This window comes from Nonomuraea coxensis DSM 45129, from assembly GCF_019397265.1.
In the GTDB taxonomy this organism is placed as follows: domain Bacteria; phylum Actinomycetota; class Actinomycetes; order Streptosporangiales; family Streptosporangiaceae; genus Nonomuraea; species Nonomuraea coxensis.
In genome coordinates this window covers 3,242,709-3,260,051 of sequence record NZ_CP068985.1, presented here as the reverse complement: position 1 = coordinate 3,260,051, position 17,343 = coordinate 3,242,709, and the positions used below count along the sequence as shown (strand labels likewise).

Below are 17,343 nucleotides of genomic sequence, written 5' to 3'. Positions count from 1 at the left end.
CTGGTCCTCCGATGAGCGAATCGGGGAAACGGTCTAAATCAGGTCGAGCGGGTCGACACTCACCCTCACGACATCCGGCGTCTTACGCGCCGCGCGTACCCCGCTGGCCCCCTTGAGCGCTGCCGCCAGGGCGGCCCCACCGGTTCTGCGTACCCGGATCATGGCCCGTTCCTGGCCCTCGTCGTCGACCGGCACGGGGCCGAGCACCTGCGCCTCGGCGGGCAGCCGGGCCTCGTCGATCATCTGCCGGACGGCGGACGCCGGGCCGGTGAGCGTGGCCATCCGCACCGCGGGCGGGAAGCCCAGCTCGGCCCGGTCGGCCAGCTCGCGCTCGGCGTGCGTGATCGGGTCCCAGCGCACCAGAGCCTGTACGGCGGGCAGCGCGGCGTCGGCCAGCACCACCAGCTCCGCGCCGGGGCGCAGCAGGGCGGCGGCGTTCATCCAGCGGCGTACGGCCTCCTCGCCGGCCCGCAGGTCGGCGCGGCCGAGCAGCGCCCAGCCGTCCAGCAGGACGGCGGCGGCGTACCCGCCCTCGGCCACCGGCTCGGCCCCCGGTGTGGCGACGACCAGGGCGCGGGCGGCGGGCACGGTCGCCAGCACGCCGTCCCGGCCGGACGTGCGCACCGGGACCGACGGGAAGGCCCTGCCCAGCTCCTCGGCGGTACGGCGGGCACCGGTCACCACGGCCCTCAGGTGCGGGCTGCCGCACGACGGGCAGCGCCACGCGGCGTCCACCCGGCCGCACCAGCGGCAGTAGGGGGCCGCGTGCCCGCCGCGCAGCGCCAGCGGTCCGTGGCACGACACGGCGGCCGTCCCCGCGAGTTCCAGCGGCAGAGGGACGCCGACGCCCTGAACCCCCTCCCCGGCATCCTGAAGGCCCGCATCACCGGAGGTCTGAGGAACCGGCTCACCGGAGAGACCGCGCCCGCCCTCCCCACCGCGCACCGGATCCGGCGGCGCAACGGAGGACCCCCCTTCGTGACCGCCACCGGCAAAGCCCGGCAGCCCATGGGACGGACCGCCCGACTCTCCTCGGTGACCGCCACCAGGAGAGCCCGGCAGCCCGTAGGACGGTCCGCCCGCCTCTCCCCCGCCCGCGACGCCGGACGGCGGGGCGAGAAGGGTCCGGGTGGGCGGGAGGACGCAGCGGGCAGGCGTACGGCAGTGCCGGCAGGCCAGGGCGGGCAGATAGCCGCGCCTGGGCACCTGGACCAGCACCGGGCCCCCGCCGTCCAGCCCGTGCCGCAGCGCGCGCCAGGCGAGGCTGGGCAGGCGGGCCTGGCGGGCGGCCTGGTCCTTGGCGAGCTCGGCGTCCTCGCCCGCGGGCCGGACGCGCGGCGCGAGGCTCCTGACCGTGGTGCGGGCCGCCACGATGGGACGGGCCCAGCGCCCCGCGATGAGCTGGGTGGCCTCGGCGGTACGGGCGTAGCCGCCGATCAGCATGGCGGCCCCGGTCCGGTGCGCGCGCAGGCCGAGCACCTCGCGCGCGTGCGGGTACGGGGCCAGCCGCTCCGCGTGCAGGTCGTCGCCGTCGTCCCAGATCGCCACCAGCCCCAGCTCGGCGACCGGGGCGAACATCGCGGCGCGGGTGCCGACGACGGCGCGTACCTGGCCGCGCAGCACCCTCAGCCAGCGGCGGTACCGTTCGGCGGGGCCGAGGTCGGCGGTGAGCGCCACGTGCCTGCCCGGCCCGAGCAGGCGGGCCAGCTCGGCATCGGCCAGCGCCACGTCCTTGCCGTCGGGGACCACGACGACCGCTCCCCTGCCGCCGTCCAGCGTCGCCCGTACGGCCTCGGCCACGGGCCGGGCCCAGCCGAGGGCGCCGGGCAGCGCCGACCAGACCGCCCTGGGCGCCCTGCCGGCGCGAAGCGCGTCCAGAAAGGACGGCCCCATCGGATACGCATCCCATGCACTCTCCCCGCCCCGGCTGCTCCCCGCATCCTGGGCCCCCGTCCGCTCCAGGGCCCCCATACCGACGGGGGCGTCCGTCCCATCGGGGGCGTCGGTCCCATCCGGGGCATCCGTGCCGCCGGGGGCGTCGGTCCCGTCAGGGGCGGCCGCTCCCGGCACCGTGGAACGGTCCGGCTTCGCGGCCTCGGACGCGACCTCGGCCTCGGCCTTGGCGTGGCGGGGCGGGATGGCGAGGCGGAGCACGTCGGTGAGGGTGCCCGCGTAGCGGTCGGCGACCGCCCTGGCCAGCCCGGCGATCTCGGGCGTCAGCACCCGCTCGGGGGACACCACCCGTTCGAGCGGCATGAGCCGCCCCTCGTGGTCGCTCTCGTCCACCCGCTCCAGCAGGAACCCGTCGACCAGCTTGCCGGCGAACCTCACCCGCACCCGCACCCCGGGCTCGGCCGTCTCGTGCAGGGTGGCGGGCACCGCGTAGTCGAAGGGCCGGTCGAGGTGGGGCAGCGGGCTGTCCACGACGATCCGCGCCACGGGCCGCTCGGGCGCGGGCACGACGGCGCCCTTGGTGTCCTTCGACGAGGCCGCGGGCCGCACGGCGTCGAGCGGCAGGAGGGCGTCGTCGGAGTCGGTCACGCATAACGTCTACCAGACCCGCCCGCTCGCCACGCCCGCCCGCACCCACGGCGGAAGGGACCGCCCGCGAAGGGGCAGGCGTACGCCCGCGGACGGCCCGGCGTACGCCCGCGGACGGCCCGGCGAACACCCCGCGGAGGGGCAGGCGTACGCCCGGACCGCGCCGAACGGCACGGCCCGGGCTCGCGCACAGGCACAGAATCAGGCGGCGCCGGCCGTCACGACGGCGCCCCCGGCATCACCCGGGCCCGAGGACCCGGCGGTCAGAGATCAGCGGCCGTGCGGAGGGCCTCCGCGCGGTCGGTGGACTCCCAGGAGAAGCCCTCACGCCCGAAGTGCCCGTAGGCGGCGGTCTCGGAGTAGATGGGCCGCAGCAGGTCGAGGTCGCGGATGATCGCCGCCGGCCGCAGGTCGAACACCTGGAGCACGGCGCTCTGGATCTTCTCCACCGGCAGCTTCTCGGTGCCGAAGCACTCGACGAACAGGCCGACCGGCTGCGCCTTGCCGATCGCGTACGCCACCTGGACCTCGCACCGGTCGGCGAGCCCGGCCGCGACGACGTTCTTGGCGACCCAGCGCATGGCGTAGGCGGCCGAACGGTCGACCTTGGACGGGTCCTTGCCGGAGAACGCGCCGCCGCCGTGGCGGGCCATGCCGCCGTAGGTGTCGATGATGATCTTGCGGCCGGTCAGGCCGGCGTCGCCCATGGGGCCGCCGATCTCGAAGCGCCCGGTCGGGTTGACCAGCAGCCGGTAGCCCTCGACCTCGATCTCGAGGTCGGCGAGCACCGGGTCGACGACGTGCTCCTTGATGTCGGGCGTCAGCATCTCCTTGAGGTCGATCTCGGCCGCGTGCTGCGTGGAGACGACCACGGTGTCGAGACGGACGGGCGTGTCGCCGTCGTACTCGATGGTGACCTGGGTCTTGCCGTCGGGCCGCAGGTAGGGGACGGTGCCGTTCTTGCGGACCTGCGACAGCCGCAGGGAGAGGCGGTGGGCCAGCGTGATCGGCAGCGGCATCAGCTCGGGGGTCTCACGGCAGGCGTAGCCGAACATGAGGCCCTGGTCGCCCGCGCCCTGGCGGTCGAGCTCGTCGCCGTCGCCGTCGACGCGGTGCTCGTAGGCGTCGTCCACGCCCTGCGCGATGTCCGGCGACTGCGCGCCGATGGACACCGACACACCGCACGAGGCGCCGTCGAAGCCCTTGTGGGAGGCGTCGTAGCCGATCTCGAGGATCTTCTCGCGGATGACGCCGGGGATGTCGACGTAGGTCTCGGTCGTGACCTCGCCTGCGACGTGAACCTGGCCGGTGGTGATCAGCGTCTCGACGGCGACCCGGCTCTTGGGGTCGTCCTTGAGCATGGCGTCGAGAATCGCGTCACTGATCTGGTCGGCGATCTTGTCCGGGTGGCCCTCTGTGACCGACTCGGAGGTGAACAGGCGACGTGACAACTCAGTGGCTCCTCAATGCAGCGGCTGCTGACGTATCGACGGCCCGGGACATCGGGACGGACGCGCGCCGGGGCCTCGCCGAAGTCTAGCCCTACCGGGAGCCGGGTCGCGAAACCATGCCCCCTGCCGCACTCGCGTCGCACGAGTCACAGGTCCGGCAGCGGATCGTGGGGCAGCGTCTCGGGGGCGAACACCTCCGCGTCGGCCGCCGCCACGACCGCGGCGTACTCCTCATCGAAGGCGAACATCATCGAGCCCAGCTCGAGAACCGGTCCAGGCAGGACCGGACCGAGCCGGGTCCTGCGCGGGAACTCTGCGTAGACGCCGATCGGGCGGTCGGTCCTGAGCGTCCGGGTGGCGAGCACCGCTATGGACGCGTCCGTGACGACGACGAGGAAGTGTCCCGTGTCCGCCGGCCCCGCCGCGGACGCGGGGAACACGTAATGGATGTCCCCCTGTCCGCCGAGCAACGTCCGGCACCGATCCCTGACAGCAGAACCCAGCGGCATTCCGTCCCCCTTCGCCCCAAGTATCCGCAGGCGGGCGGGAGTGTCGCAACAGGTGATCGGGTAATCGGTCTTACACGCTTTGTACGTTTTCGCCGCTTTTGTGGCACAGGTCACGGAAGCCGCAGAGCCACCAGGTCCCAGACGGCGTCGGCCACGTCCTCCTTGGGCCCGAGCGGCACCTCCACCGGCTCGCCCCCGGCGACCAGCACGGTGGCCGCGTTGTCGGGGGTGCCGAAGGCCCGGCCCTCCCCCACCTGGTTGACCACCAGCAGGTCACAGCCCTTGCGGGCGAGCTTGGCCTGGCCGTTGGCGAGCACGTCGTGCGTCTCGGCGGCGAAGCCGACGATGACCGCGGGATCGACGGGCGCGAGCCCGTCGGTGGCCTCGCGGGCCGCGCGGCGCAGCTCGCCCAGCTCGGCGAGGATGTCGGGGTTCTTGGTGAGATGGATGGGCTCGGGCGCGCCGTCCGTCTTCTTGATCTTGACGTCGTGCCGGGACGCGGGCCGGAAGTCGGCCACCGCGGCCGCCATGACGACGACGTCGGCCCCCGCCGACGCGGCCAGCACCGCCTCGCGCAACTGGGCCGCCGACTCCACCCGGACGACCGTGGCCCCGGCCGGGTCGGGCAGCGCGACGTTGGCGGCCACCAGCGTGACCTCCGCGCCGCGCGCGGCGGCCGTGCGGGCCAGGGCGTAGCCCTGCAGCCCGGTGGAGCGGTTGCCGAGGAACCTGACAGGGTCGATCGCCTCGCGGGTGCCGCCGGCGGACACCACGATCTTGCGCCCGGCCAGGTCGCGCGGCCTGCCGCGCAGCACACGCAGGCAGACCTGGAAGATCTCGGCGGGGTCGGGCAGGCGCCCGGGACCGGTGTCGGCTCCGGTGAGCCGCCCGACGGCCGGATCGAGGACGATCACGCCGCGCTCGCGCAGCGTGGCGACGTTGGCGCGGGTGGCGGGATGCTGCCACATCTCGGTGTGCATCGCGGGCGCGAGGACGACCGGGCACGTCGCGGTGAGCAACGTGTTGGTGAGCAGGTCGCCGGCCAGCCCGTGCGCCGCCTTGGCGAGCAGGTCGGCGGTCGCGGGCGCCACCACGACGAGATCGGCGCTCTTGCCGATCCGCACGTGGGGCACCTCGTGGACGTCGTCCCACACCTCGGCCGACACGGGGTTGCCCGACAGGGCGGCCCAGGTGGGCGCGCCCACGAACTTCAGGGCCTCGCGGGTCGGGACGACCCGCACCTCGTGGCCGGACTCGGTGAACAGCCGCAGCAGCTCGCACGCCTTGTAAGCGGCGATGCCGCCGCTGACGCCCAGGACGACCTTCATCGGGAGGGTCAGGCCGCGCCCTCGATGGGCTCGGCGGTCAGCAGCCCCTCGGAGACCTCGCGCAGCGCGATGGACAGCGGCTTCTCCTGGGCGTGCGTCTCGACGAGCGGCCCGACGTATTCGAGGAGGCCCTCGCCGAGCTGGGAGTAGTAGGCGTTGATCTGGCGGGCGCGCTTGGCACCCATGATCACCAGGGAGTATTTGCTGTCGACGATGTCGAGCAGCGCGTCGATCGGCGGGTTGGTGATGCCCTCCGCGGCCGCCACGGTGCCTGCCACGATGTCAGACCTCTCGTTCGGTGGTAGTCGTGACCCCCTGAGGGTCAGTCATCAAGGCTATCAGCCGGTCGCACACGTCCTGGACGCTCGTGTTGACCAACGTCAGGTCGAACTCGGGCTCGGCGGCCATCTCGACGCGCCCCGCCGCCAGCCGGCGGGTGATGACGTCCTCCGGCTCGGTGCCGCGCCCGCGCAGCCGCTTCTCCAGCTCCTCCCAGGTGGGCGGGGCCAGGAACACCAGCAGGGCCTCCGGCATGGTGCGGCGCACCTGCCTGGCGCCCTCCAGGTCGATCTCCAGCAGGGTGGGGACGCCGTCGGCGAGCTTCTTCAGCACCGGCTCGCGCGGCGTGCCGTAGCGGTTGCCCGCGAACTCCGCCCACTCCAGCAGCTCGCCCGACTCCACGAGCCGGTCGAACTCCTCGCCGTCGACGAAGAAGTAGTGGACCCCGTGGACCTCGCCGGGCCGGGGCCGCCTGGTGGTCGCCGAGACCGACAGCCACACCTCGGGGTGTGCCCGCCGGAGCTCGGCGACGACCGTGGACTTGCCGACGCCGGACGGCCCCGACAGGACCGTCAGGCGTCGTTCGTTCATGGGCAGGAATCCGACCTCCGTCCCCGGCCCGACCGCCTCGTAGGCACGTGCACCGCCGGACCAGGACCTGTCGGTCACTTTCCTACCCCCCGTTGAACCCGCGTTTCCGTGTGGAACCGAGATTAGCTCTCGTTGCCACCGAACTCGCGCTCGAGGGAGGCCCTCTGGTTCGCGCCGAGGCCCCGTACGCGACGGGACTCGGCGATGGCAAGCCGCTCCATGAGCTGCTTGGCGCGGACCTTGCCCACGCCGGGGAGTGATTCCAACAGAGCCGACACCTTCATCTTGCCGATGACGTCGTCGGTCTGCCCATCCTTGAGCACCTCAGCCAGAGAAACCGCGCCATGCTTGAGCCGGTTCTTGACCTCGGCACGCTCTTTACGGGCCTTGGCAGCCTTCTCCAGGGCTGCGGCGCGCTGCTCAGGGGTCAGGGGAGGAAGAGCCACGCCGGGTCACCTCGAATTTCTGTCGATGTACTCGGACGGGAAGGGAAACTAGCTGGTCATCGCCCCCTAAGCAACGCCAAGAGCGGTTTCTCTCCTCACAAAATCCACTTCATCACTGTCCGTGACGGTAAAATCACACAGCGCTGATCAAATCGCCCTCACATCCGGGTACGGGCGTCCGATCCCGCCGTTGTCGCGAAACGCAACGGTGATCACGTCCTCGTGGCGGCCCAATGTCCGAAACCCCGTCCCCACCAGGCCCGAAACCTGCTTTGATCTTGGGATGACGCCCCGCTATGATCTTGCCGGACGAGCTTCACCAGCCCGTGCCCAGGTGTGTCCCAGGTGTGTCCGTCAGGACGCGCGCCGCAGGGAGGCGGCGATCGCGGCGGCGGCCGCGCCCGGGTCCGGGGAGCCGGTGATGGGCCGGCCGATGACGAGCAGGTCCGCGCCGTCGGCGAGCGCCTGCTCGGGCGTCGCCACCCGCGCCTGGTCCTGCGTGGCCGCGCCGGCCGGCCGCACGCCGGGCGTGATCAGGGTGATGCCGTCCCCCACCTCGCGCCGCACGGCCGCCACCTCGTGCGGCGAGCACACCAGCGCGGTGGCCCCCGCCTCGACCGACAGCGCCGCCAGGCGGCGCACCGCGTCGTCGGCCGGGCCGCGGAGCCCGATGCGCTCCAGGTCGGCCTCGTCCAGCGAGGTCAGCACGGTGACCGCGGCGATCGCGGTGTGCGGCGCGGCCTCGACCGCGGCGCGGATCATCGCCGGGCCGCCGGCCGCGTGGACGGTCAGGATGGCCGGCCGCAGGCGGGCGACCGCGCGGGCGGCGCCTGAGACGGTGTTGGGGATGTCGTGCAGCTTCAGGTCGAGGAACACCCGGACGCCGCTGGCGCCGCGCACGGAGGCGATCACGTCGGGGCCGTAGCGCAGGTAGAGCTCCAGGCCCACCTTGACCGTGCTGACGTGCGGAGTCACCAGCGACGCCCAGCGCGCGGCGGTCTCCAGGTCAGGGGCGTCAAGGGCGACGGCGATCGGTGCGGGGGTCAAGTCGTGCTCTCCTCGGTCGTTCAGGCGTGTCTCGTGGGCGGAGTCTTCGCGGGCGGGATCTTCGCGGGCGGGATCTTCGTGGGCGGGGCGCGTCACGGCGCGCTCTCCTCGGTGTCGACGAGCAGGTGCCGGGGCGCGCTCCCCGGCGGCCGGTGGGCCAGCCCGACGGCGTCGGCGAGCCGCTGGAACCCGCGGGCCCGCAGCAGGTCCTCAAGCTCGCGCTCGATGCGCAGGCAAGCGTAGGGATCATGGAACAGGGCGGTGCCCACCCCGACCACGCAGGCGCCCGCCAGGACGAGCTGGAAGGCGTCCCTGCCGCTCATGACGCCCCCGATGCCGATGAGCGGCACCCCGGGCAGCGCGGCGTGCACCTGCCACACGCAGCGTACGGCGAGCGGCAGCACGGCCGGCCCGGACAGCCCGCCGGTCACGGCGGCGAGCGACGGGCGCAGGGCCTCGGTGTCGATGGCCATGCCGAGCGGGTTGTTGATCATGGACAGCGCGTCCGCGCCGGCGTCCACGCAGGCCCGCGCCACGGACACGATGTCGGCCACGTCGGGGGCGAGCTTGGCCACGACCGGCACGTCGTAGCGCATGATCGAGCGTACGGAGGCGATGACCTCGGCGGCGGCGCTGCCCTCGCGGGCGAAGATCCGGCCGCGGTCCTCGATGTTGGGGCAGGAGAGGTTGACCTCCAGCGCGGTGACGCCGGGCGCGTCGGCGAGCCTGCGGGCCAGCTCGGAGTACTCGGCGACGGTGCCGCCGCCGATGGAGACGATGGTCTTGATGCCGCGCTGGGCCAGCCAGGGCAGCTCGCGCTCCAGGAACGCCTCGATGCCCGGCCCCTGCAGCCCGACCGCGTTGAGCATGCCCGAGGGCGTCTCGGCCATGCGGGGCGTGGGCCGGCCGGCGCGCGGCGCCATGGTGATGGAGCGGGTGGTGAGCGCCCCGAGCCGGTGCAGGTCGAAGAACTGGGCCAGCTCCCGCCCCGAGGAGGCGCACCCGGCGGCCGTGGTGATCGGGTTGGCGAGCTCCACGTGCGCCAGGAAAGTACGCATATCAACTGACATGTCGTGCACCGCCTCCGGGGGCGCCGAGCGCGTCGAACGGGATCGTTCCCACGTCCTCGAACCGCACCCGCTCCCCCCGGAACACCGGCCCCTCCGCGCACGCCCTGACCATCCTGGTCGCCCCGTCGTCCCCGATGACCGGGATCACGCACGTCATGCACACCCCGATGCCGCAGGCCATCCGCTCCTCCACGGCCACCTGCACCGGGATGTCGAACTCCATGCCCACCGCCGTCACCGCGCGCAGCGTCTCCATCGGCCCGCAGGCGTAGACCGCGTCGGCGCGGGTGTCGGCGATCACCGACGGCAGCGCGTCCGTGACCTTGCCGCGCAGCCCGAGCGAGCCGTCCTCGGTGGTCAGCGTGGTCGTCTCGGCGATGCGGCGGGCCCGCATCGCCCCGAAGACCCGCTCGGCGCCCGCGCCGCCGAGCACGAAGTCGACCCGGCAGCCCCGCGCCAGCAGCGCGTCGGCCAGCGGGAACAGCACGGCCGAGCCGTACTCGGCGCCCACCAGCACGCAGTGCGCCGGGTCGCGGGGCAGCGGGAAGGGCCGGCCGAGCGGCCCGACCAGGTCGAGCGTGTCGCGGGCGCGCCGCTCGGCCAGCCACGCCGTGCCCCGGCCGCGTACGGTGAAGACCAGCTCGACCGTGCCGCCGTAGTCGGACTTGACGTCGTGGACGGAGAACGCGCGCCGCGTCACCATCGAGGTGTACGCCCCGCCCACGGCCACGGAGACGAAGTGGCCGGGGCGGAAGCGCTCGGCGATGCCGGGCGCGACCACCGTCAGCGCATGGTAGGCGTCGACCCGGCGCGTCGTCAGCACCGTGCCCGTCACCTGCACCGGTGTGCCGGCCAGTCGTCCTTCACCTCCCCTGCGGAGCTCAGCCCCGCAGCGCCTGCGCGTGCTCCTGGAGAGACCGTACGCCCACGTCGCCGCGTACGATCGCCTGGATGCCCGCCGCCGCGGCCGCGAGCCCCGCGACGGTCGTGATGCACGGGATGCCCCGCAGCACCGCGGCGGTGCGGATCTCGTAGCCGTCGAGGCGCGGCCCCGACTGGCCCGGGCTGCCGAAGGGCGTGTTGACGATGAGGTCGACCTCGCCGTCGAGGATGGCTTGCACGCTCGTCGGCTCACCTCCCGGGCCCGGCCCCTCGCTGTGCTTGCGCACGATCTTGGCATGGACGCCGTTGCGGCGCAGCACCTCGGCGGTGCCCTCGCTGGCGAGGATCTCGAAGCCGAGGTCCGCCAGAGCCTTCACCGGGAAGATCATCGCACGCTTGTCGCGGTTGGCCACGGACACGAACGCGCGTCCCTTGGTCGGGAGCTCGCCGTACGCGGCCGCCTGCGACTTGGCGAAGGCGATGCCGAAGAACGCGTCGATGCCCATGACCTCGCCCGTGGAGCGCATCTCGGGCCCGAGCACGATGTCGACGCCGCGGAAGCGGTTGAACGGCAGCACCGCCTCCTTGACCGCGATCGCGGCGTCGAGCGGCAGCGTGCCGCCGTCGCCCTCGGCCGGCAGCATGCCCTCGGCGCGCAGCGAGGCGATCGAGGCGCCCAGCATCACCCGGGCCGCCGCCTTGGCGAGCGGCACGGCCGTGGCCTTGGACACGAACGGCACGGTGCGCGAGGCCCGCGGGTTGGCCTCCAGGACGTAAAGGACGCCGGCCGACATCGCGTACTGGACGTTGAGCAGCCCGCGCACGCCCACGCCCCGCGCGATGGCCTCGGTGGCCGCGCGGATGCGCTTGATGTCGTGGCCGCCGAGCGTGATCGGCGGCAGGGCGCACGCCGAGTCGCCGGAGTGGATGCCGGCCTCCTCGATGTGCTCCATGACGCCGCCGAGGTAGAGCTCCTCGCCGTCGTAGAGGGCGTCGACGTCGATCTCGATGGCCTCGTCGAGGAACTTGTCGACGAGCACCGGGTGGCCGCCCTCCTGGGCCGCCATGTAGGTGCTCAGCGTCCGCTCGTCGTAGACGATGGCCATGCCGGCCCCGCCCAGCACGTACGAGGGCCGCACCAGCACCGGGTAGCCGATCTCCTCGGCGATCTCCGTGGCCTCGGCCACCGTGAGCGCGGTGCCGTGCTTCGGCGCCGGCAGCCCGGCCTCGGCCAGCACCCGCCCGAACGCGCCGCGCTCCTCGGCGAGGTGGATGGACTCCGGCGAGGTGCCGACGACGGGCACGCCGGCGTCCTTGAGCGCCTGCGCGAGCCCGAGCGGCGTCTGCCCGCCGAGCTGCACGATCACGCCCACGACGGGCCCGGTCTGCTGCTCGGCGTGGACCACCTCCAGGACGTCCTCCAGGGTGAGCGGCTCGAAGTAGAGCCGGTCGGAGGTGTCGTAGTCGGTGGAGACGGTCTCGGGGTTGCAGTTGACCATGACGGTCTCGAACCCGGCCCGCGACAGCTCGAACGAGGCGTGCACGCAGGCGTAGTCGAACTCGATGCCCTGGCCGATGCGGTTGGGCCCGGAGCCGAGGATGATGACCTTGCGCCGCTCGCCGTAGGGGACCTCGGTCTCCTCGTCGTACGTCGAGTAGAGGTAAGGGGTCTTGGCGGCGAACTCGGCGGCGCAGGTGTCGACGGTGTTGTAGACCGGCCGCAGCGCGAGGGCGTGCCGCAGGTCGCGCACCCGCGCCTCGTCGATGCCGCGGATCTCGCCGAGCTGCGCGTCGCTGAAGCCGTGGCGCTTGGCCCGGCCCAGCACCTCGGCGGTCAGCTCGGGCGCGGCGGCGACGGCGGCGGCCTCCTCGTCGAGCAGGAAGAGCTGGTCGATGAACCACGGGTCGACGCTCGTGGCCGCGAACAGCTCCTCGGGCGTGGCGCCGGCCCTGATCGCCTGCTGCATGGTGCGCAGGCGGCCGTCGTGCGGGGTGCGGCAGGCGGCCAGCAGCTCGTCCTTGTCGCCGGGCTCGCCCGCCCAGGTGAAGGAGGATTCCTTCTTCTCCAGGGAGCGCAGCGCCTTCTGGAGCGCCTCGGGGAACGAGCGGCCGATGGCCATCGCCTCGCCCACGGACTTCATGTGCGTGGTGAGCGTGGGGTCGGCGCCGCGGAACTTCTCGAAGGCGAAGCGCGGCACCTTGACCACGATGTAGTCGAGGGTCGGCTCGAAGGAGGCCGGGGTCTCCTTGGTGATGTCGTTGGGGATCTCGTCGAGGGTGTAGCCGATGGCCAGCTTGGCCGCGATCTTGGCGATCGGGAAGCCGGTGGCCTTGGAGGCGAGCGCGGACGAGCGCGACACGCGCGGGTTCATCTCGATGACGATCATGCGGCCGGTGCGCGGGTCGACCGCGAACTGGATGTTGCAGCCGCCGGTGTCGACGCCGACCTCGCGGATGACCGCGATGGCGACATCGCGCATGTTCTGGTATTCGCGGTCGGTGAGGGTCAGCGCGGGCGCGACGGTGACGCTGTCGCCGGTGTGGACGCCCATCGGGTCGATGTTCTCGATGGAGCACACGATGACGACGTTGTCGGCCCGGTCGCGCATGACCTCCAGCTCGTACTCCTTCCAGCCGAGGATGGACTCCTCCAGGAGCACCTCGGTGGTCGGCGAGGCGTCGAGGCCCGCGCCGGCGATGCGGCGCAGGTCGTCCTCGGTGTAGGCGAAGCCGGAGCCGGCGCCGCCCATCGTGAACGAGGGCCGCACCACCAGCGGGTAGCCGAGCTCGGCCGCGCCGGCCAGCACCTCGTCCATGGTGTGGCAGATGACCGAGCGGGCGGACTCGGCGTTGAGCCCGTGCTCGCGGGCGACCTTGGCGACGATCTCCTTGAACCGCTCGCGGTTCTCGCCCGCCTGGATGGCGTCGAAGTCGGCGCCGATCAGCTCGACCTCGTACTTGTCGAGCACGCCAGACTCGTGCAGCGCGACCGCCGTGTTGAGCGCGGTCTGGCCGCCGAGGGTGGGCAGCAGCGCGTCCGGCCGCTCCTTGGCGATGATCTTCTCGACGAACTCCGGGGTGATCGGCTCGACGTAGGTGGCGTCGGCGAACTCGGGGTCGGTCATGATCGTGGCCGGGTTGCTGTTGACCAGGATGACGCGGAAGCCCTCGGCCCGCAGCACCCGGCACGCCTGCGTGCCCGAGTAGTCGAACTCGCACGCCTGGCCGATCACGATCGGCCCCGAGCCGATCACCAGGACCGACCTGATGTCCTCACGCTTGGGCACGGCTCATGACCTCGCAAAACTCGTCGAAAAGGTAGGCGGCGTCGTGCGGCCCGGCCGCGGCCTCCGGGTGGTACTGGACGCTGAAGGCGCGGCCGTCGAGCAGCCGCAGCCCTTCCACGCAGCGGTCGTTGAGGTTGACGTGGCTGACCTCGGCCGGACCGTACGGCGTCTCGAACGGCCCGTCGAGCGGCGCGTCCACCGCGAACCCGTGGTTGTGCGCGGAGATCTCCACCTTGCCGGTGCGGACGTCCTGGACCGGCTGGTTGACGCCCCGGTGGCCGTAGCGCAGCTTGTAGGTGGACAGCCCGAGCGCCCGGCCGAAGATCTGGTTGCCGAAGCAGATGCCGAAGAACGGCACCTTCGCCTCCAGCACCCGGCGCAGCGTCGTGACGTCCACGGTGGCGGGGTCGCCGGGGCCGTTGGACAGGAACACGCCGTCCGGCTCCACGGCCATGATCTGCTCGAAGGTGGCGTCGGCGGGCAGCACGTGCACCTCGCAGCCGCGCTCGGCCATGCGGTGCGGGGTCATGCCCTTGATGCCGAGGTCGACGGCGGCGACCGTGAAGCGCCGCTCGCCGATCGCGGGCACGACGTACGGCTCGGTGGTGGCGACCTCGCCGGCGAGGGCGGCGCCCTCCATGCGCGGCGCCTGCCTGACCCGCTCGACCAGGTCCTCGACCGGTGTGGCGGGGGCGGTGAAGATGCCCGCCCGCATGGCGCCGCGCTCGCGCAGGTGGCGGGTCAGCGCGCGGGTGCCGGGGATCGCGATGCCGACGACGCCCTGCTCCTTGAGGTAGTCGTCCAGGGAGCGGGTGGCCCGCCAGTTGGACACGACGCGCGACGGCTCGCGCACGACGTAGCCGGCGACCCAGACGCGGCGGGACTCGGGGTCCTCGTCGTTGACGCCGGTGTTGCCGATGTGCGGCGCCGTCATGGCGACGATCTGCCGGTGGTAGGAGGGGTCGGTGAGGGTCTCCTGGTAGCCGGTCATGCCGGTGTTGAAGACCATCTCGCCGAACGTCTCGCCTTCGGCTCCGTAGGCGCTTCCGTGGAAGACGCGGCCGTCTTCCAGAACGAGCACGGCGGGCGTGTTCAAACCAGCTTCCCTTCGAGTACGGTCGGCCTGCCCCTCAGGAACGTGGCCACCACCCTGCCGGGCAGCGTCATGCCCTCGTAGGGGGTGTTCCTGCTCTTGGACGCGAAGGCGGATGGGTCCACCTCGGTGCGCGCGGACGGGTCGTACAGCGTGATGTTGGCGGGAGCGCCTCGCTCCAGCGGCTGCCCCTGCCCGGCGAGCCGCCCGATGCGCGCGGGCACGACGCTCATGCGCTGGGCGACGCCCGCCCAGTCGAGCAGCCCGGTCTCCACCATCGCCTCCTGGACGACGCTGAGCGCGGTCTCCAGGCCGACCATGCCCATGGCGGCGGCCGACCACTCGGTCTCCTTGTCCTCGACCGGGTGGGGCGCGTGGTCGGTGGCGACGATGTCGATCGTGCCGTCGGCCAGCGCGGCGCGCAGCGCCTCGACGTCGGCGCGGGTGCGGAGCGGCGGGTTGACCTTGTAGATGGGGTTGTAGGCGCCCACCGGGGAGTCCTCGACGAGCTCGTCGGTGAGCAGCAGGTGGTGGGGGGTCACCTCGGCCGTGACGTCCCAGCCCTTGGACTTGGCCCAGCGGATGATCTCGACGGAGCCGGCCGTGGAGACGTGGCAGACGTGCAGGCGGGAGCCGACGTGGGCGGCAAGCAGGCAGTCGCGGGCGATGATCGCCTCCTCGGCGACCGCGGGCCAGCCGGTCAGGCCGAGCCGGCCGGAGACGACGCCCTCGTTCATCTGGGCGCCCTGGGTGAGGCGCGGCTCCTGGGCGTGCTGGGCGACGACGCCGTCGAACGCCTTGACGTACTCCAGGGCGCGGCGCATGAGGACCGCGTCGTCCACGCAGCGGCCGTCGTCGGAGAAGACCCGCACCCGGGCCGCCGAGTCGGCCATCGCGCCGAGCTCGGCGAGCTGGCGGCCCTCCAGTCCGACGGTGACGGCCCCGACCGGGTGCACGTCGCAGTGGCCGAACTCGCGGCCGAGCCGCCACACCTGCTCAACCACGCCGGCGGTGTCGGCCACGGGCGAGGTGTTGGCCATGGCGTGCACGGCGGTGTAGCCGCCGCGGGCGGCGGAGCGGGTGCCGGTCTGCACGGTCTCGGCGTCCTCGCGGCCCGGCTCGCGCAGGTGGGTGTGCAGGTCGACCAGGCCGGGCAGCGCGACGGCGCCCCCGCCGTCGATCTCCTCGCCGCCGCTCAGCCCGCGGCCGATCTCGGCGATCACGCCCTGGTCGATCCGGAGGTCGGCGGGCTCGCCGCCGAGGATCCTGACGTTCTTGACGACGATCATGCGCTCTCTCCCCCGAGCAGCAGGTACAGGACGGCCATCCGGATGGTCACGCCGTTGGCGACCTGCTCCACGATGGTGGAGCGGGCCGAGTCGGCCACCTCGGCGGCGATCTCCATGCCCCGGTTCATCGGCCCGGGGTGCATGACGATGGCCTCGTCCGGCATCTTGGCGAAGCGGTCGCGGTCGAGCCCGTAGCGGCGGGAGTACTCCCGCTCGCTCGGGAAGTACGCGGCGTTCATCCGCTCCTTCTGCACCCGCAGCATCATGACCACGTCGGACTTGGGCAGCACCGCGTCGAGGTCGTAGGACACCTCGCAGGGCCAGTCGCCGACCGAGACCGGCAGCAGCGTGGGCGGCGCGACCAGGGTGACCTCGGCGCCGAGCGTGTGCAGCAGCAGCACGTTGGAGCGGGCGACCCGGCTGTGCAGGATGTCGCCCACGACCGTGATCCTGCGGCCCTCCAGCCCGCCCAGGCGGCGGCGCATGGAGAAGGCGTCGAGCAGCGCCTGCGTGGGGTGCTCGTGGGTGCCGTCGCCGGCGTTGACGACGCTGCCGTGCACCCAGGTCGCCAGGCGGTGCGGCGCGCCGGAGGAGCCGTGGCGGATGACGACCGCGTCGGCGCCCATGGCCTCCAGGGTGAGCGCGGTGTCCTTGAGCGACTCGCCCTTGGACACGCTCGACCCCTTGGCCGAGAAGTTGATGACGTCGGCGGACAGCCGCTTGGCCGCCGCCTCGAACGAGATGCGGGTGCGGGTGGAGTCCTCGAAGAACAGGTTGACCACGGTGCGTCCGCGCAGCGTGGGCAGCTTCTTGATGGAACGTTCCGAGACCCTCGCCAGCTCCTCGGCGGTGTCGAGGATGAGGAGGGCGTCGTCCTTGGTCAGGTCTCCCGCGGAGATGAGGTGGCGGTTCACCTGGACTCCTCCTTCGCCGGCAGGCCCTTCATGAGCAGCACGGCATCGCGCCCGTCGGTCTCCTGGAGGTAGACCCTGACCTTCTCGCTCTTGGCCGTGGGGAGGTTCTTGCCGACGTAGTCGGCGCGGATGGGCAGCTCGCGGTGGCCGCGGTCGACCAGCGTGGCGAGCTGGACGGCGGTGGGGCGCCCGAGGTCGTTGAGCGCGTCGAGCGCGGCGCGGACGGTGCGGCCGGAGTAGAGGACGTCGTCGACCAGGACGACGATCTTGCCGTCGACGCCGTCCGGCGGCAGCTCGGTGCGGCCGAGCGGGCGGGCGGGCCTGAGCCGGAGGTCGTCGCGGTACATGGTGACGTCGACGGAGCCGACGGGGATCTTGACGCCCTCGAACTGCTCGATGCGGTCGCCGAGGCGGCGGGCCAGGGTGGCGCCGCGGGTGGGGATGCCGAGGAGGACGACGTCGTCGCCGCCCTTGGTGCGTTCGAGGATCTCGTGCGCGATGCGGGTCAGCGCCCGGTGGACGTCGGGGGCCTCAAGGACCGCCCGCGCATCGGCCCGCGGTTCGGGCCGGGGGTCGGACATGACGAAACTCACCGCCTTTCCCGCCTCACGGGACG

General features: G+C 72.8%; 15 protein-coding genes. All 15 read right to left on the bottom strand.

All coding sequences use genetic code 11. The annotated features are described in order from the left end of the window. Positions 1 to 33 precede the first annotated feature (33 nt). The 15 genes from Nocox_RS43040 to pyrR all read right to left on the bottom strand — a co-directional run bounded on the left by Nocox_RS43040 (position 34) and on the right by pyrR (position 17,308). Positions 34 to 2,541 carry a primosomal protein N' gene (locus tag Nocox_RS43040; protein ID WP_020541704.1) on the bottom strand — a complete coding sequence of 836 codons (2,508 nt, stop codon included), beginning with the start codon at positions 2,539 to 2,541 and terminating at the stop codon, positions 34 to 36. Between the two features lie 263 nt (positions 2,542 to 2,804). Next, positions 2,805 to 3,992 carry a methionine adenosyltransferase gene (metK, locus tag Nocox_RS15185; protein ID WP_020541703.1) on the bottom strand — a complete coding sequence of 396 codons (1,188 nt, stop codon included), beginning with the start codon at positions 3,990 to 3,992 and terminating at the stop codon, positions 2,805 to 2,807. A 146-nt stretch (positions 3,993 to 4,138) separates the two neighbouring features. After that, on the bottom strand, positions 4,139 to 4,432 hold the full coding sequence (locus Nocox_RS15180; protein ID WP_246649792.1) for a hypothetical protein: 294 nt from the start codon (positions 4,430 to 4,432) through the stop codon (positions 4,139 to 4,141). A gap of 179 nt (positions 4,433 to 4,611) precedes the next feature. Then, positions 4,612 to 5,829 carry a bifunctional phosphopantothenoylcysteine decarboxylase/phosphopantothenate--cysteine ligase CoaBC gene (coaBC, locus tag Nocox_RS15175; RefSeq protein ID WP_020541701.1) on the bottom strand — a complete coding sequence of 406 codons (1,218 nt, stop codon included), beginning with the start codon at positions 5,827 to 5,829 and terminating at the stop codon, positions 4,612 to 4,614. Between the two features lie 8 nt (positions 5,830 to 5,837). After that, complete coding sequence (gene rpoZ, locus Nocox_RS15170; protein ID WP_020541700.1) at positions 5,838 to 6,107, bottom strand: DNA-directed RNA polymerase subunit omega; 270 nt, start codon at positions 6,105 to 6,107, stop codon at positions 5,838 to 5,840. 4 nt (positions 6,108 to 6,111) lie between these two features. Then, a complete protein-coding gene (gene gmk / locus Nocox_RS15165; protein WP_051112486.1) occupies positions 6,112 to 6,699 on the bottom strand; it encodes a guanylate kinase in 588 nt (195 codons plus the stop codon). A 122-nt stretch (positions 6,700 to 6,821) separates the two neighbouring features. Beyond that, positions 6,822 to 7,145 (bottom strand): integration host factor, actinobacterial type, encoded by a 324-nt coding sequence (mihF, locus tag Nocox_RS15160; RefSeq protein ID WP_020541698.1) that lies wholly within the window; start codon positions 7,143 to 7,145, stop codon positions 6,822 to 6,824. 354 nt (positions 7,146 to 7,499) lie between these two features. Continuing rightward, positions 7,500 to 8,192 carry an orotidine-5'-phosphate decarboxylase gene (gene pyrF / locus Nocox_RS15155; protein WP_020541697.1) on the bottom strand — a complete coding sequence of 231 codons (693 nt, stop codon included), beginning with the start codon at positions 8,190 to 8,192 and terminating at the stop codon, positions 7,500 to 7,502. Positions 8,193 to 8,284: 92 nt separating this feature from the next. Continuing rightward, entirely contained in the window at positions 8,285 to 9,262 is a 978-nt protein-coding gene (locus tag Nocox_RS15150; protein WP_026214022.1) for a dihydroorotate dehydrogenase, read from the bottom strand. Then, positions 9,252 to 10,103: a dihydroorotate dehydrogenase electron transfer subunit gene (locus Nocox_RS15145; RefSeq protein ID WP_020541695.1), complete on the bottom strand. Its 852-nt coding sequence runs from the start codon at positions 10,101 to 10,103 to the stop codon at positions 9,252 to 9,254. Before Nocox_RS15145 ends, Nocox_RS15150 begins: the two co-directional genes overlap by 11 nt. Before the next feature lie 40 nt (positions 10,104 to 10,143). Next, on the bottom strand, positions 10,144 to 13,431 hold the full coding sequence (gene carB, locus Nocox_RS15140; RefSeq protein ID WP_020541694.1) for a carbamoyl-phosphate synthase large subunit: 3,288 nt from the start codon (positions 13,429 to 13,431) through the stop codon (positions 10,144 to 10,146). Continuing rightward, complete coding sequence (gene carA, locus Nocox_RS15135) at positions 13,418 to 14,512, bottom strand: glutamine-hydrolyzing carbamoyl-phosphate synthase small subunit (RefSeq protein WP_211212558.1); 1,095 nt, start codon at positions 14,510 to 14,512, stop codon at positions 13,418 to 13,420. Before carA ends, carB begins: the two co-directional genes overlap by 14 nt. Before the next feature lie 11 nt (positions 14,513 to 14,523). After that, on the bottom strand, positions 14,524 to 15,813 hold the full coding sequence (locus Nocox_RS15130; protein WP_020541692.1) for a dihydroorotase: 1,290 nt from the start codon (positions 15,811 to 15,813) through the stop codon (positions 14,524 to 14,526). Beyond that, on the bottom strand, positions 15,810 to 16,727 hold the full coding sequence (locus tag Nocox_RS15125) for an aspartate carbamoyltransferase catalytic subunit (RefSeq protein ID WP_020541691.1): 918 nt from the start codon (positions 16,725 to 16,727) through the stop codon (positions 15,810 to 15,812). The genes Nocox_RS15130 and Nocox_RS15125 overlap by 4 nt, the downstream gene beginning before the upstream one ends. Further along, a complete protein-coding gene (gene pyrR, locus Nocox_RS15120) occupies positions 16,724 to 17,308 on the bottom strand; it encodes a bifunctional pyr operon transcriptional regulator/uracil phosphoribosyltransferase PyrR (protein WP_020541690.1) in 585 nt (194 codons plus the stop codon). The genes Nocox_RS15125 and pyrR overlap by 4 nt, the downstream gene beginning before the upstream one ends. Between the last annotated feature and the right edge of the window lie 35 nt (positions 17,309 to 17,343).

Excerpts from the sequence above, each read along its gene's own strand:
- gmk (WP_051112486.1), bottom strand. The coding sequence starts at position 6,699 with ATGAACGAACGACGCCTGACGGTCCTGTCGGGGCCGTCCGGCGTCGGC.
- Nocox_RS15150 (WP_026214022.1), bottom strand. The coding sequence starts at position 9,262 with ATGTCAGTTGATATGCGTACTTTCCTGGCGCACGTGGAGCTCGCCAAC.
- pyrR (WP_020541690.1), bottom strand. The coding sequence starts at position 17,308 with ATGTCCGACCCCCGGCCCGAACCGCGGGCCGATGCGCGGGCGGTCCTT.
- coaBC (WP_020541701.1), bottom strand. The coding sequence starts at position 5,829 with ATGAAGGTCGTCCTGGGCGTCAGCGGCGGCATCGCCGCTTACAAGGCG.
- Nocox_RS15130 (WP_020541692.1), bottom strand. The coding sequence starts at position 15,813 with ATGATCGTCGTCAAGAACGTCAGGATCCTCGGCGGCGAGCCCGCCGAC.